At 61.3% G+C, this 14536-nt stretch carries 12 protein-coding genes (1 of these 12 running past the window's edge); 9 read left to right on the top strand and 3 right to left on the bottom strand.

Annotation, left to right across the window (positions count from 1 at the left end; all coding sequences use genetic code 11):
* Nucleotides 1–1254 carry the 5' portion of a CoA-acylating methylmalonate-semialdehyde dehydrogenase gene (locus J3P75_RS24210; protein WP_434708447.1) on the bottom strand. 240 nt of this gene lie to the left of the window's left edge, so only the first 1254 of its 1494 coding nucleotides appear in the window; it begins with the start codon at nucleotides 1252–1254; its stop codon lies off the left edge, out of view.
* A gap of 75 nt (nucleotides 1255–1329) precedes the next feature.
* Nucleotides 1330–2682 (bottom strand): aspartate aminotransferase family protein, encoded by a 1353-nt coding sequence (locus J3P75_RS24215; RefSeq protein ID WP_434708448.1) that lies wholly within the window; start codon nucleotides 2680–2682, stop codon nucleotides 1330–1332.
* Nucleotides 2683–2819: 137 nt separating this feature from the next.
* On the opposite strand from J3P75_RS24215, the gene J3P75_RS24220 reads away from it, so the two are divergent.
* The 9 genes from J3P75_RS24220 to J3P75_RS24260 all read left to right on the top strand — a co-directional run bounded on the left by J3P75_RS24220 (nucleotide 2820) and on the right by J3P75_RS24260 (nucleotide 13233).
* On the top strand, nucleotides 2820–3740 hold the full coding sequence (locus J3P75_RS24220) for a LysR family transcriptional regulator (RefSeq protein ID WP_093104952.1): 921 nt from the start codon (nucleotides 2820–2822) through the stop codon (nucleotides 3738–3740).
* A gap of 121 nt (nucleotides 3741–3861) precedes the next feature.
* Nucleotides 3862–5250: a uracil-xanthine permease family protein gene (locus tag J3P75_RS24225; protein ID WP_434708449.1), complete on the top strand. Its 1389-nt coding sequence runs from the start codon at nucleotides 3862–3864 to the stop codon at nucleotides 5248–5250.
* An 88-nt stretch (nucleotides 5251–5338) separates the two neighbouring features.
* A complete protein-coding gene (locus tag J3P75_RS24230) occupies nucleotides 5339–5989 on the top strand; it encodes a TetR/AcrR family transcriptional regulator (protein WP_203420639.1) in 651 nt (216 codons plus the stop codon).
* Between the two features lie 8 nt (nucleotides 5990–5997).
* Nucleotides 5998–6579 (top strand): IMPACT family protein, encoded by a 582-nt coding sequence (locus J3P75_RS24235; protein WP_434708450.1) that lies wholly within the window; start codon nucleotides 5998–6000, stop codon nucleotides 6577–6579.
* 536 nt (nucleotides 6580–7115) lie between these two features.
* The gene (locus J3P75_RS24240; RefSeq protein ID WP_434708452.1) at nucleotides 7116–8663 is read left to right on the top strand and encodes an ABC transporter ATP-binding protein; all 1548 of its coding nucleotides are present in this window, start codon (nucleotides 7116–7118) and stop codon (nucleotides 8661–8663) included.
* 15 nt (nucleotides 8664–8678) lie between these two features.
* Nucleotides 8679–9785 (top strand): ABC transporter permease, encoded by a 1107-nt coding sequence (locus J3P75_RS24245; RefSeq protein ID WP_434708453.1) that lies wholly within the window; start codon nucleotides 8679–8681, stop codon nucleotides 9783–9785.
* Nucleotides 9785–10711, top strand: coding sequence for an ABC transporter permease (locus J3P75_RS24250; RefSeq protein WP_434708454.1), 927 nt, complete (start codon nucleotides 9785–9787; stop codon nucleotides 10709–10711). Before J3P75_RS24245 ends, J3P75_RS24250 begins: the two co-directional genes overlap by 1 nt.
* A 279-nt stretch (nucleotides 10712–10990) precedes the next feature.
* Nucleotides 10991–11677 carry an SDR family oxidoreductase gene (locus tag J3P75_RS24255; protein ID WP_434592616.1) on the top strand — a complete coding sequence of 229 codons (687 nt, stop codon included), beginning with the start codon at nucleotides 10991–10993 and terminating at the stop codon, nucleotides 11675–11677.
* Nucleotides 11678–11874: 197 nt separating this feature from the next.
* Nucleotides 11875–13233: an 8-oxoguanine deaminase gene (locus J3P75_RS24260; protein WP_434708455.1), complete on the top strand. Its 1359-nt coding sequence runs from the start codon at nucleotides 11875–11877 to the stop codon at nucleotides 13231–13233.
* Between the two features lie 137 nt (nucleotides 13234–13370).
* On the opposite strand, the gene J3P75_RS24265 is transcribed toward J3P75_RS24260, so the two are convergent.
* Nucleotides 13371–14462 (bottom strand): calcium:proton antiporter, encoded by a 1092-nt coding sequence (locus tag J3P75_RS24265; RefSeq protein ID WP_434708456.1) that lies wholly within the window; start codon nucleotides 14460–14462, stop codon nucleotides 13371–13373.
* Nucleotides 14463–14536 lie beyond the last annotated feature (74 nt).

Below are 14536 nucleotides of genomic sequence, written 5' to 3' on the forward strand. Positions count from 1 at the left end.
ATCACGGGTGAAGATGCAAGTGCCGTTACCGTATTCGTGATCGTTGATCAGTTGCATGGCCTCTTCCAGGCTGTTCACCCGAACCACGCACAGGACCGGCCCGAAGATCTCTTCTTTATAGATGCGCATCTCTGGGGTGACGTTGTCGAACAGGCAGCCACCGAGGAAGAAGCCCTCTTCGTGACCGGCCACCCTCAGACCACGGCCATCAACCACCAACGTTGCGCCCGCCGCGACGCCGTCATCGACATAACCGCTGACCTTGTCTCGCGCCTGACCAGTCACCAGTGGTCCCATGTCCAGACCACAGGAGGTGCCGGCACCGATTTTCAGCGCCTTGATCTGCGGCACCAGTTTGGCCACCAGCGCATCCGCCACCTGATCACCGACACACACCGCAACGGAGATCGCCATGCAGCGCTCGCCGCAAGAACCGTACGCCGCGCCCATCAATGCACTGACCGCGTTATCCAGATCGGCATCCGGCATCAGCACCGCGTGGTTCTTCGCGCCGCCGAGTGCCTGGACGCGTTTGCCACGCTTGGTGCCTTCGGCGTAGATGTATTCGGCAATCGGCGTCGAGCCGACAAAACTCAGCGCCTTGATTTCCGGCGCTTCGATCAACGCGTCCACCGCTGTCTTGTCACCGTGGACCACGCTCATCACGCCTTTCGGCAAACCGGCTTCCAGCAGCAGCTGAGCGATCAGCAGCGTCGAACTTGGGTCGCGCTCCGATGGTTTGAGGATGAAGCAGTTGCCGCAGACGATCGCCAATGGATACATCCACAGCGGCACCATGGCCGGGAAGTTGAACGGGGTGATCCCGGCCACGATGCCCAGTGGCTGGAAGTCCGACCAGGCGTCGATGTTCGGGCCGACGTTGCGGCTGTATTCACCCTTGAGGATTTCCGGGGCGGCGCAGGCGAACTCGACGTTCTCGATGCCGCGCTTCAGCTCCCCGGCGGCATCTTCCAAAGTCTTGCCGTGTTCTTCGCTGATCAATTGCGAGATGCGTGCTTCGTTCTGCTCCAGCAGTTGCTTGAAGCGGAACATTACCTGAGCACGTTTCGCCGGTGGCGTATTGCGCCACGTCGGGAATGCAGCCTTGGCGGCATCGATGGCTTTCTGGATGGTGGCCTGGCTGGCCAGTGGCAGTTTATGAATGGCCTGGCCGGTAGACGGGTTGAACACATCCACTGCGCGACCGTTCTCGGTCACCAGTTCGCCATTGATCAAATGCGGAATAACGCTCATCGAACACTCCTGAATTCTTGTGCGCAGACGCCCGCAAGGAGCGCCTGCCATTTGTGCATCTATAAAGAGGGAAAATCAGTCGAGCTTGTTCAGCACTTCGCCGACCGCGTCGAACAGACGATCAAGGTCCTGCGGCTTGCTGTTGAAGGTTGGGCCGAATTGCAGCGTGTCGCCGCCGAAGCGCACATAGAACCCGGCCTTCCACAGCGCCATGCCCGCTTCGAATGGACGCACGATGGCGTCACCGTCACGGCCGGCAATCTGGATTGCGCCGGCCAGGCCGTAGTTACGAATGTCGATGACGTTCTTAGCCCCTTTCAAACCGTGCAGCGCATTTTCGAAATGCGGTGCGACTTCCGCGACGCTCTGCACCAGCTGTTCCTTTTGCAGCAGATCGAGTGCGGCCAGCCCAGCGGCGCACGCTACCGGGTGCGCCGAGTAGGTGTAGCCGTGGGGGAATTCCACCGCGTATTCCGGGGTCGGCTGGTTCATGAAGGTCTGGTAGATCTCGGAGCTGGCAATCACCGCGCCCATCGGAATCGCGCCGTTGGTGACTTGCTTGGCGATGCACATCAGGTCCGGGGTGACGCCGAAACTGTCGGCGCCGAACATCGAACCGGTACGCCCGAAGCCGGTGATCACTTCGTCGAACACCAGCAGGATGTTGTGCTGATCGCAGATCTCGCGCAGGCGCTTGAGGTAACCCTGCGGCGGCACCAGTACGCCGGCCGAACCGGCCATTGGCTCGACAAAGACTGCAGCGATGTTTGACGCATCGTGCAGTTCGATCAGCTTCAGCAACTCATCCGCCAAAGCGATCCCGCCCTGCTCTGGCATGCCCCGAGAAAAAGCATTGCTTGCCAGCAGCAAGGTGTGCGGCAGATGATCGACATCCATCATCGACTGACCGAACAGTTTGCGGTTGCCGTTGACGCCACCGAGGCTGGTGCCGGCGATGTTCACGCCGTGATAACCACGGGCACGGCCGATCATTTTGGTTTTGGTTGACTGGCCTTTCAGACGCCAGTAGGCGCGGACCATTTTCACTGCGGTGTCGGCGCACTCGGAACCGGAGTCGGTGAAGAACACGTGGTTGAGATTGCCCGGGGTCAGCTCGGTGATTTTCTCCGCCAGTTGAAACGACAACGGATGGCCGTACTGGAAGCCTGGCGAGTAATCGAGGGTGCCCAACTGTTTGGCCACCGCGTCCTGGATTTCCTTGCGAGTGTGCCCGGCGCCGCAGGTCCACAGACCAGACAGCGAGTCATAAATCTTGCGGCCCTTGTCATCGAACAGCCAGCTGCCTTCGGCACCGACGATCAGCCGCGGGTCGCGCTGGAAGTTGCGGTTGGCGGTGTACGGCATCCAGTGCGCGTCCAGCTTCAGTTGGCTGGCCAGTGGCGACGGCGCGTTTTCAGGCATGTTCATCGGGCAAAACCTCGCAGGGCATAAGCGGCAGGGAGATAGAAAGCGTTATTGCAGCTAAGTTGCCACGGCGATAAAGTCGGTGAAATTCAACTTTTCTAACCTTCAGTTAGAACACTGCTAAACAAAGAGCCCAATAAATGAGCAGCCGCCGCCCCGATCCGCTGGCACAGGTCAGTGACTTTGATATTCGCTTGCTGCGGATTTTTCGCAGCGTGGTCGAATGCGGTGGCTTTTCCGCGGCGGAAACGGTGCTGGGCATCGGCCGCTCGGCGATCAGCCAGCAAATGAGCGATCTGGAACAACGTCTCGGTTTGCGCCTGTGCCAACGCGGTCGCGCCGGGTTCTCCTTGACCGAAGAAGGCCGCGAGGTCTATCAATCGGCGCTGCAACTGCTGAGTGCGCTGGAAAGTTTTCGCACCGAGGTCAATGGCCTGCACCAGCACTTGCGTGGTGAGTTGATCATCGGCCTGACCGACAACCTCGTCACCCTGCCCCACATGCGCATCACCCACGCACTCGCGCAGTTGAAGGAGCGTGGGCCGGATGTGCAGATTCAGATCCGCATGATCGCGCCCAATGAAGTCGAGCAAGGCGTACTCGATGGCCGTCTGCATGTCGGCGTCGTGCCGCAGGCCAGCGCGCTGTCGGGGCTGGAGTATCAGCCGCTGTACAGCGAGCGATCACTGCTTTATTGCGCGGTCGGCCATCCGTTGTTTTATGTCGATGACAAGCAACTCGATGACCAGCGCCTGAACAGCCAGGACGCCATCGCGCCGACGTTCCGTTTACCGGCGGACATCCAGGCGCATTATCAGGCACTCAATTGCACCGCCAGCGCTTCGGACCGTGAAGGCATGGCGTTCCTGATTCTGACCGGGCGCTACATCGGTTATCTGCCGGATCACTACGCCAGCCTCTGGGTTCAACAGGGTCGTCTGCGTGCGCTGAAGTCCACCACACGTTTTTATGACCTGAGCCTCGCATCGGTCACGCGCAAGGGGCGTCGCCCTCATTTGGTGCTGGAAAGCTTTCTCGAAAGCCTGGCGGCGACGCGCTAAAAATCCGCGAAAGGCCCGGCAGCACTGGGCCTTACAGACTAAAAATCCTAATAACCTGAGCAAGTGGACAGCTTTTTGCAAAGCAGGATCAACCCGATCCCTGAACAAGAAGCCCAGCGCCATGCAGCCAGATTCCGATTCGCCCAGTGAACTGATCTACGGCCTCGACGACCGTCCCAAACCCCTCGCCGCGATCCTTGCCGCACTGCAACACGTGCTCGCCAGCTTCGTCGGCATCATCACCCCGCCGCTGGTGATCGGCTCGGCGCTCGGCCTGACCGCGCACCTGCCGTATCTGATCAGCATGGCGCTGATGGTCTCCGGCGTCGGCACCTTTATCCAGGCGCGGCGGCCGTTCGGCATTGGCGCCGGGATGATTTGCCTGCAGGGCACCAGTTTCGCCTTTCTTGGCGCTGTGCTCTCGGCCGGGTTTCTAGTCAAGCAGCGTGGCGGCAGCCCGGAAGACATTCTGGCGATGATTTTCGGTGTGTGTTTTTTCGGCGCACTGGTGCAAATCGTGCTCAGCCGGTTCATCGGCCAGTTGCGCCGGGTCGTCACACCGCTGGTGACCGGCATTGTCATCACCCTGATCGGTATCAGCCTGATCAAGGTCGGCATCACCGATCTGGGCGGTGGCTTCAATGCGCCGGACTTCGGCGCGCCGGGCAACCTGGCGCTGGGCGTGTTTGTGCTGCTGACGATCATTCTGCTCAACCGCTCGAACACGCCGTGGGTGCGCCTGTCGGCGATCATCATCGGTCTGCTGCTGGGTAGTCTGGCGGCGTGGTTCAGCGGAAAACTGCTGCCGCAGCCTTTGCCTGACGTGCCGCTGGTGAGTTTTCCCACGCCGTTCAAGTTCGGTTTCAGCTTCGACTGGACGGCTTTCCTGCCGGTCGCGCTGATTTATCTGATCAGCACCATCGAAACCGTCGGCGACCTCACCGCCAATTGCATGCTCGCTCGCCAGCCGATCAGCGGTCCTTCTTATATAAGCCGGCTCCGCGGTGGCGTATTGGGCGACGGCGTAAGCTGCATGATCGCCGCGACGTTCAGCGCATTTCCCAATACGACCTTCGCGCAAAACAACGGCGTGATTCAGTTGACCGGGGTCGCCAGCCGTTACGTCGGCCTCTACATCGGTGCGATCCTGTTCTGCCTCGGCCTGTTCCCGATGATCGGCGCGGTACTGCAGCAGATTCCGAAACCGGTGCTGGGTGGCGCGACGCTGGTGATGTTCGGTGCCGTCGCGGCGGCCGGGGTGCGCATCCTTGCGCAGTCGCCGCTGGACCGGCGCAGCATGTTGATCATTGCGACTTCGTTCGGTGTCGGCCTGGGCATCGCCGCGCAACCGAACCTGCTGCACCTGTTGCCGAAACTGGTGCAGAACCTGTTCGACTCGGCGATTACCAGCGGCGGTCTGACCGCCATCGTCCTGTGCCTGCTGCTGCCGGAAAGCCAAACCGCAGCTGCTGAACTGCCGGCCAAGCTGAACAAGATCGAACAGGCGTAACGGTTTTATCGCGCAAGGACTTGTCGGATGCCTGTGGGTGCGCTATCAACGCAATTGGTTGCACCCACAGACAAACCCGGAAGTGCCTATGACCTTTGAAGTCCCTGCTCACGGCGGCAAGCCCGCCAGCCGCATTCGTCAGAAGAACGAAGAGACCATTCTCAAAGCCGCCGAAGACGAGTTCGCCCGTCACGGGTACAAAGGCACCAGCATGAACACCATCGCGCAGAATGCCGGGTTGCCGAAAGCCAACCTGCATTACTACTTCACCAACAAACTCGGTTTGTACGTGGCGGTGCTGAGCAACATCATCGAGTTGTGGGACAGCACCTTCAACACCCTGACCGCCGAGGACGATCCGGCGGAGGCGCTGACCCGCTATATCCGCGCCAAAATGGAGTTCTCCCGGCGCCAGCCACAGGCTTCGCGGATTTTCGCGATGGAAGTGATCAGCGGCGGCGAATGCCTGACCGAGTATTTCAATCAGGACTATCGCGCCTGGTTCCAGGGCCGCGCCGCCGTGTTCCAGGCCTGGATCGATGCGGGCAAAATGGACCCGGTCGATCCGGTGCACCTGATCTTCCTGCTGTGGGGAAGCACCCAGCATTACGCCGACTTCGCCACGCAGATCTGCCGGGTCAGCGGGCGCAGCAAGTTGACCAAGCAGGACATGGAAGACGCTGGCAACAACCTGATCCGCATCATCCTCAAGGGCTGCGGCCTCACTCCTTCTGTATAAGACGTTTTATGCCTTTTACCCTCAGCGGTTTTTGCGAGTACCGCGAAGAGATTCGCAAAAGCCGCTTCATCACCCTCGCCGCGCCGATCGACAGCCCCAGCGACGCGCAGGCGTTCTTCGAGCAGCACAGCGATCTGAATGCCACGCACAATTGCTGGGCGTGGAAACTCGGCGGGCAATACCGCAGCAGCGACGACGGCGAGCCCGGCGGTACTGCCGGGCGCCCGATTCTGGCGGCAATCGAGGCGCAGGATTGCGATCAGGTCGCAGTGCTGGTGATCCGTTGGTACGGCGGTATCCAACTGGGCACCGGTGGTTTGGCCCGGGCATACGGCGGCGGCGCGAACAAATGCCTGCAAGCGGCAGACAAGATCGAATTGATCAGTCGTGTGCCGCTGAGTTGTGCCTGTGGATTTTCCGAACTGGCGCTGGTCAAGCTGCGCGTCGCCGATCTCGGTGGCCTGGTGCTGGAGGAAAATTTCACTGCCAACGGCGTCGAATTGCGGCTGGCACTGGGGGCGGCCCACATCGATTTGCTGCAAAGCCAATTGGCCGATCTGAGTCGCGGGCGGATTTTGCTGCGGCGCTAGAACGCTGCGAGTTTTTAGGGCGCCGCCGTCCACCCTTATTCCGCCAAGTTGCCCACATCCGCTGTGCACCCGACTGTGGATAACCTGAGTACATTCGTCTGTAACCCTTTTGTCACGCGGCTTTGCGCGGTTTGTTCACTTTTCGTTCAATTTTCCAGACGAAACGGAAATCCCAAGGCTAAACAACCAGTTAGCGATGTTTAGCACCATTAGAACAAAGCACCGCAGTGCTTATGCCGAGCTTTTCGGCTTGCGCACAATAACTGTGGAACAACCTGTGGATAACCCGTTCATGACCGGCGCAGTCGCAGGTTCTGCCTGCTTCGCAACGGTTTGCTCGTTTTTTGATCAGTTAGCGGTGGGCAAAACTGGAGCCCGATCAACACCTTTGCGCTGAAATGGTGCTGCGTTTCCATTCTTGTCACGACCCAACGCTCTACATCCGGTGCCGGCAAACGCGGCCCGCTCGCGTTCCTGACTCAATGGCCAGGAAATTGCTTTATCCACAGGCACAACTCCAAGCAGTCGAGCCTGTCATGCCCATCGCTCCGCCCGTCCCGCGCCTGCAACTGCGCCATATCAGCAAACGCTACCCCGGTTGTTTGGCCAATGACGCCATCGATCTGAGTATCGCACCCGGTGAAATCCATGCCCTGCTCGGCGAAAACGGCGCTGGCAAAAGCACTTTGATGAAGATCATCTACGGCGTCACCCAGGCCGATGCGGGCGACATGCTCTGGCAAGGTCAGCCGGTGAATATCCGCAACCCGGCGCAGGCGCGGCAGTTGGGAATCGGCATGGTTTTTCAGCATTTCTCGCTGTTCGAAACCCTCAGCGTGGCGCAGAACATTGCCTTGGCGATGGGCGCGGCGGCCGGCACGCCGCAACAGCTGGCACCGCAGATTGCCGAAGTGTCGCGGCGTTATGGCATGGCGCTTGAGCCGGAACGACTTGTCCACAGCCTGTCGATCGGCGAGCGTCAGCGCGTCGAGATCGTGCGCTGCCTGATGCAGGACATTCGGCTGTTGATCCTCGATGAACCCACGTCGGTGCTGACGCCGCAGGAGGCCGACGAGCTGTTCGTCACCCTGCGTCGGCTCGCCGCCGAGGGCAGCAGCATTTTGTTTATCAGCCACAAGCTCGGTGAGGTTCGCGCCCTGTGCCATAGCGCCACGGTCTTGCGCGGCGGGCGAGTGGCCGGACATTGCCGGCCGGCCGAATGCTCGGATCAGCAACTGGCGCAATTGATGGTTGGCGAAGCAGCGGCGTTGATCGGTGAATACGCCAAGGTCAGCGGCGGCGCGGCGTTCTTGCAGGTGAACGGCTTGAGCTGGCACAACCCGGACCCATTCGGCTGCTCGCTGCGCGATATCGACTTGCAGGTACGCAGCGGTGAAATCGTCGGCATCGCCGGGGTGGCCGGCAATGGTCAGGATGAATTGCTGGCGCTGCTCAGCGGCGAACAGCGCTTGCCTCGAACAAACGCCGCCACCATTCGATTTGGCGCGCAAAACGTTGCCGATCTGCGCCCGGATGCGCGGCGCAAACTCGGTCTGGCGTTTGTCCCGGCCGAACGTCTGGGTCACGGCGCAGTGCCGGAATTGAGCCTGGCCGATAACGCCCTGCTCACCGCTTTTCAGCAGGGACTGGTCAGCCGCGGCATGATCCAGCGCGGCAAACTCGAAGCGTTCGCTGCGCAGATCATTCAGCGCTTCGGCGTGAAAACCCCGGACACGCAAACCGCCGCGCGCAGCCTGTCCGGCGGCAATCTGCAGAAATTCATCCTCGGCCGGGAAATTCTTCAGCAACCGAAACTGTTGATCGCCGCACACCCGACCTGGGGCGTGGACGTTGGCGCTGCCGCGACCATCCACCGCGCGTTGATCGCGCTGCGCGATGCCGGCGCGGCGATCCTGGTGATCTCCGAAGATCTCGATGAGCTGTTCCAGATCAGCGACCGCCTCGGCGCATTGTGCGGCGGCCGTCTGTCGCCGCTGCACGACACCGGCGAAACGCAGCTCAGCGACGTCGGCGGCTGGATGGCCGGACAGTTCGTGCACTCACCTTCATCGGCCACGGTTTAACGGAGTTTTCCTGACATGCTGCTTTCCCTCGAACCACGCGGCCAGCAATCGCGCCCGATGCTCTGGTGCTCACCGTTACTGGCCGCCGCGCTGACCCTGGCGTGCGGCTCGCTGCTGTTCATCGCCCTCGGCCACGATCCGCTGCAAACCTTGCACACACTGCTGATCGTGCCGGTCAGCGATATGTATGGCATCTCCGAGTTACTGGTCAAAGCGCTGCCGATTCTGCTCTGCGCACTCGGTCTGGCGGTGGCCTATCAGGCGCGAATCTGGAACATCGGCGCCGAAGGTCAATTGCTCCTCGGCGCCCTCGCCGGCAGTGCGCTGGCGGTGCACATCATCGACTGGCAAAGCCGTTGGGCGCTGGTGCTGATCCTGCTCACCGGCACGCTCGCCGGCGCCGCATGGGCCGGGCTGACCGCATGGTTGCGCACGCGCTTCAACGCCAATGAAATTCTCACCAGCATCATGCTCAACTACATCGCGCTGAACCTGCTGCTGTTCTGCGTGCACGGGCCGCTGAAGGACCCGGCCGGGTTCAACTTTCCCGAGTCGGCGATGTTCGGCGACGCCAGCCGCTTGCCGCTGTTGCTCGAAGATGGCCGCGTGCACGCCGGGGTGTATTTCGCCCTGCTCGCGTTGGTGGCGGTGTGGGTGCTGTTGCAGAAAAGCTTTATCGGTTTCCAGATCAAAGTGCTCGGTCTGGACAAGCGCGCGGCGGGCTTCGTCGGCTTTCGCGAGAAGCGTTTGATCTGGCTCGCGCTGCTGATCAGCGGCGGACTGGCGGGGCTTGCCGGGGTCAGCGAAGTCACCGGGCCGATTGGCCAATTGGTCCCGCAGGTATCGCCGGGATATGGCTACGCGGCGATCACCGTGGCATTTCTCGGCCGGCTCAATCCAATCGGCATTGTGTTTTCCAGCCTGTTGATGGCGCTGCTGTACCTCGGCGGCGAAAGCGCGCAGATGACCCTCAATTTGCCGCAGGCGATCACTCAGTTGTTTCAGGGAATGATGCTGTTTTTTCTGCTCGCCTGTGACGTGCTGATCCTCTATCGGCCGCGCCTGAATCGGCACTGGACGCGGCGCACGTCGACCACCGCCGTAACCGCCGGAGCGCTGTGATGGATATCGATCTGTTGAGCAATATTTTCTACGCCATGGTGCGCTGCGGCACGCCGCTGTTGCTGGTGGCGCTGGGTGAACTGATCTGCGAGAAGAGCGGCGTGCTCAACCTGGGTCAGGAAGGAATGATGCTGTTTGGCGCGGTGATCGGTTTTATCGTCGCGCTCAGCAGCGGCAACCTGTGGCTGGGCGTCCTGCTGGCGATGCTCGCGGGGATGCTGCTGTCGTCGCTGTTTGCCTTGGTCGCCTTGGTGTTCAACGCCAATCAGGTCGCGACCGGGTTGGCGCTGACGATTTTCGGTGTCGGGCTATCAACGTTCGTTGGCGCGGCCTGGGTGGGCAAACCGCTGGCCGGGTTTGAACCGGTGGCGATTCCGTACTTGAGTGAGATTCCGCTGCTTGGGCGCATGCTGTTTGCCCAGGACCTGCTGGTGTACCTGTCGTTCGCGCTGTTTGCGCTGGTGGCGTGGGTGATCATCAAGAGTCGTGTCGGGCTGATCATTCAAGCGGTCGGCGAAAACCCCGATGCGGCCAGCGCGATGGGATTGCCGGTGCTGACCGTGCGTACCCTGGCGGTGCTGTTTGGCGGGGCGATGGCCGGGCTGGCCGGGGCCTATCTGTCGCTGGCGTACACGCCGATGTGGGCGGAAAACATGACCGCCGGGCGCGGCTGGATTGCCCTGGCGCTGGTGGTGTTTGCCAGTTGGCGAGTGTGGCGGTTGTTGCTCGGCGCGTATCTGTTCGGCCTCGCCAGCATCCTGCATCTGGTGGCGCAGGGCTTGGGGCTGGCGATTCCTTCGAGTCTGTTGGCGATGCTGCCGTATGTGGCGACGATTATCGTGCTGGTGCTGCTGTCGCGGGATGCGTTGCGTACGCGGTTGTATGCGCCGGTGTCGTTGGGGCAGCCGTGGCAATCAGGGCATTGAGAGGTGAATTCAATGGTCCCATCGCGAGCAGGCTCACTCCTACTGGGGACCTGCGAACCCGATCCAATGTAGGAGTGAGCCTGCTCGCGATGGCGTCCGCACAGGCAACACCTGAATCACGCCTGTTCCCTATCCAACAATCTTGAGAACTTCAGGAAGCATGCGCGGCAAAGGCTGGGGTATGCTCCGGTCGCTGCCTCTTTTGCGCCGGACGCTGCAACTTCGGCTCGGGCAGGCCTGTCCATTGAATCCTGAACGCTGAATATCAAGGAACCCATCATGTCTCAGGCAAAAAACGCACTGATCATCGGTGCCTCTCGGGGTTTGGGCCTCGGGCTGGTGAAAACCCTGCTGGCCGATGGCTGGCAAGTCACCGCCACGGTGCGCAATCCGCAGAACGCCGAGGCGCTGCAAGCGCTGGGCGGCGTGCGGATCGAGAAGCTCGACATGGATGATCAGCAAGCGGTCATCGCCCTCAGTCAACAATTGAAGGGCGAAACGTTCGACCTGCTGTTCGTCAACGCCGGGGTCAAGGGCCCGGATGTGCAGACTCCAGGCGGCGCAACATTGGCCGAAGTCGGCAAGCTGTTTTTCACCAACGCAGTGGCGCCGATCAATCTGGCCCAGCGTTTTGTCGGGCAGATCCGCGATGGCAGCGGCGTACTGGCGTTCATGAGTTCCGGGCTGGGCAGCGTGACGGTGCCGGATGCACCGGAGCTGGCGTTGTACAAGGCGAGCAAGGCTGCGCTGAACTCGATGACCAATACCTTCGTCACGCAACTGGGCGAGCAGAAACTGACCGTGCTGTCGCTGCATCCGGGCTGGGTGAAGACCGACATGGGCGGTGATGGCGCTGATCTTGATGTGGAAACCAGCACCCGTGGGCTGATCGATCAGGTCAACGCGTTCAGCGGCAAGGGCGGGCATCATTTCGTCAATTACAAGGGTGAGACGATTCCCTGGTAAGCCCGCAGATGTAACTGTGGGAGCTAGCCTGCTAGCTCCCACAGGGGTATTGCAGGTTGTCTGGTCGGGTCAGGCTTGCCCGGCGCGGCGATTTGTCTGAAACTGCGCGCCTCGCCCGTCGCGGCGAACCTGGATCAGCAGACAGGGCAACACTGAGCTGGCAACCCTGAACCCAACTTTCAGAGGAGCCGGCGACCATGCCTGCGACCCGTATCTGGTTAAAAAATCCCCTCTCCATTTTCACGGCCAACGCGCTCGACGCGCGTGGCGGTCTGGTTCTGCAAAACGGTGTGATCGTCGAAGTGCTTGCCGCCGGCCAGCAACCCTCGACACCGTGTAGCGAAGTGTTCGATGCCCGCGAGCATGTGATCCTGCCGGGGCTGATCAACACCCACCACCACTTCTATCAGACCCTGACCCGCGCCTGGGCGCCGGTGGTCAATCAGCCGTTGTTCCCGTGGCTGAAAACCCTGTACCCGGTGTGGGCACGTCTGACTCCGGAAAAACTCGCCCTCGCGACCAAAGTGGCGCTGGCCGAGCTGCTGCTGTCGGGCTGCACCACCGCTGCTGACCATCACTACCTGTTCCCGGACGGCCTGGAAAACGCCATCGACGTGCAAGTCGAAACCGTGCGCGAACTGGGCATGCGCGCCATGCTCACTCGCGGTTCGATGAGCCTCGGCGAAAAGGACGGCGGCCTGCCACCGCAGCAGACCGTGCAAGAAGGACAGGTGATTCTCGACGACAGTCAGCGCCTGATTCACGAGTACCACGAACGTGGCGACGGTGCGCAGATCCAGATCGCCCTGGCGCCGTGCTCACCGTTCTCGGTGACGCCGGAAATCATGTCGGCCAGCGCTGAACTGGCGAACACCCTCGACGTGCGCCTGCACACGCACCTGGCCGAAACCCTTGATGAGGAAGATTTCTGCCTGCAGCGTTTCGGCCTGCGCACCGTCGATTATCTGGACAGCGTCGGCTGGCTCGGCCCGCGCACCTGGCTGGCCCACGGCATCCATTTCAACCCGGACGAAATCGCCCGTCTCGGCCAGGCCGGCACTGGCATCTGCCACTGCCCGAGTTCGAACATGCGCCTGGCGTCGGGCATCTGCCCGAGTATCGACCTGACCGACGCCGGCGCGCTGTTTGGGCTCGGCGTTGACGGTTCGGCGTCCAACGACGCCTCGAACATGATCCTTGAAGCGCGTCAGGCGCTGTACATCCAGCGCCTGCGTTATGGCGCCGAGAAGATCACCCCGGAACGCGTGCTGGGCTGGGCGACCAAGGGCTCGGCGAGTTTGCTGGGCCGCAGCGACATCGGTGAACTGGCGGTCGGCAAGCAGGCCGATCTGGCGCTGTTCAAGCTCGACGAACTGCGTTTCTCCGGCAGCCACGACCCGATTTCGGCGCTGCTGCTGTGCGGCGCGGACCGTGCGGATCGGGTGATGATTGGCGGCAAGTGGCGCGTGGTGGATGGCCAGGTTGAAGGGCTGGATCTGAAAGGCCTGATCGCCGATCACAGCCAGGCAGCACGGCAGCTGATCGCCGGGACCTGACCTCCCCACATGATCGTTCCCACGCTCCGCGTGGGAATGCATCTCGGGACGCTCCGCGTCCCAGCGGTGGACGCAGAGCGTCCGTGGCGGCACTCCCACGCGGAGCGTGGGAACGATCATCGGGAGGGCAGCTGTTTTCAGAGGCCCAGCAGCGACAGCATGATGAACGTCGCAAACAGCACAAAGTGGGTCATGCCTTCGATGGCGTTGGTCTCGCCGTCGTTGAGGTTGATTGCGCTGACGATCAGGGTGATGAAGACCATCACTGTCTGCACCGGGGTCATTGCCATCTGAAACGGCTGGCCGGTGTACAGCGCCATGGCTTCCATCACCGGCACAGTCAGGATCACTGTCGACAGTGACGCGCCCATCGCAATATTGACCACCGACTGCATGCGGTTGGCCAGTGCCGCGCGCAATGCCGTGAGGATTTCCGGCGCTGCGGAAATCGCCGCCACCAGAATCGCCGTGATCACCGGCGGCGCCCCGGTGCCTTCCAGGCCGAGATCGAGGGTCTTGGACATCACCTCGGCGAGCGCACCGATCACCACCACACCGCCGACCAGAATGCCGATCGACAGGCCCAGGCTCAGCGGTTTCGGTTCTTGCTCAATGGGCTCTTTCTTGCGTCGCTTGTCCGGGTAGCTGTAGCTGAAAAAATAGCTGTGCGGCCCGACCTGCATGCGCAGGAACAAGGTGTAAAGCACCACCATCGCGCCAATGGTGAACGCCGAATACAGCTTCCAGTTCGCTTCGGGTATGAACTCCGGCACCACCATCGACACGCCCATCGCGGTGAGGATCATCACGCTGTAGCTGCGCGCCGAATCGTCGTTGTAGGACTGCTCGCCGTGCTTGATCCCGCCCATCAGCGCGGCGAGACCGAGGATGCCGTTGATGTCGAGCATTACCGCTGAATAGATCGTGTCACGCACCAGCGTGGGCGAGGCTTCGTTGCTCATCATGATCGCCAGAATCACCACCTCCACGAGCACGGCGGCGAGGGTCAGGATCATCGTGCCGTAAGGATCGCCGACTTTTTCTGCGAGCAGTTCGGCGTGATGGGCGACGCGCATCGAAGCGGCGACGATGAAACCGATCAGCACCAGCCCGCCGGCCAGCGCGACGATCTGGCCGCTGTGCAGCAACCAGTGTTCCAGCGGATAAGCGATGCACGCGGCAATGATTGCCAGCAGCAGAAAGCTTTCTTGTTTGAGGATCGAGAACATGGCGGGCCTTTTGCCGAAAGGAGCTGATGAAGCTACTGACTGCCGGGCGGCGCTAACGTTTCGTTACATCTTCG

This window comes from Pseudomonas sp. R1-1 (assembly GCF_051132135.1).
Taxonomy (GTDB): Bacteria; Pseudomonadota; Gammaproteobacteria; order Pseudomonadales; family Pseudomonadaceae; genus Aquipseudomonas.

Coding starts and splice junctions, on each gene's coding strand:
- J3P75_RS24245 (WP_434708453.1), top strand. CDS start 8,679: ATGCTGCTTTCCCTCGAACCACGCGGCCAGCAATCGCGCCCGATGCTC.
- J3P75_RS24215 (WP_434708448.1), bottom strand. CDS start 2,682: ATGAACATGCCTGAAAACGCGCCGTCGCCACTGGCCAGCCAACTGAAG.
- J3P75_RS24250 (WP_434708454.1), top strand. CDS start 9,785: ATGGATATCGATCTGTTGAGCAATATTTTCTACGCCATGGTGCGCTGC.
- J3P75_RS24260 (WP_434708455.1), top strand. CDS start 11,875: ATGCCTGCGACCCGTATCTGGTTAAAAAATCCCCTCTCCATTTTCACG.
- J3P75_RS24225 (WP_434708449.1), top strand. CDS start 3,862: ATGCAGCCAGATTCCGATTCGCCCAGTGAACTGATCTACGGCCTCGAC.
- J3P75_RS24220 (WP_093104952.1), top strand. CDS start 2,820: ATGAGCAGCCGCCGCCCCGATCCGCTGGCACAGGTCAGTGACTTTGAT.
- J3P75_RS24255 (WP_434592616.1), top strand. CDS start 10,991: ATGTCTCAGGCAAAAAACGCACTGATCATCGGTGCCTCTCGGGGTTTG.
- J3P75_RS24230 (WP_203420639.1), top strand. CDS start 5,339: ATGACCTTTGAAGTCCCTGCTCACGGCGGCAAGCCCGCCAGCCGCATT.
- J3P75_RS24265 (WP_434708456.1), bottom strand. CDS start 14,462: ATGTTCTCGATCCTCAAACAAGAAAGCTTTCTGCTGCTGGCAATCATT.
- J3P75_RS24240 (WP_434708452.1), top strand. CDS start 7,116: ATGCCCATCGCTCCGCCCGTCCCGCGCCTGCAACTGCGCCATATCAGC.
- J3P75_RS24235 (WP_434708450.1), top strand. CDS start 5,998: ATGCCTTTTACCCTCAGCGGTTTTTGCGAGTACCGCGAAGAGATTCGC.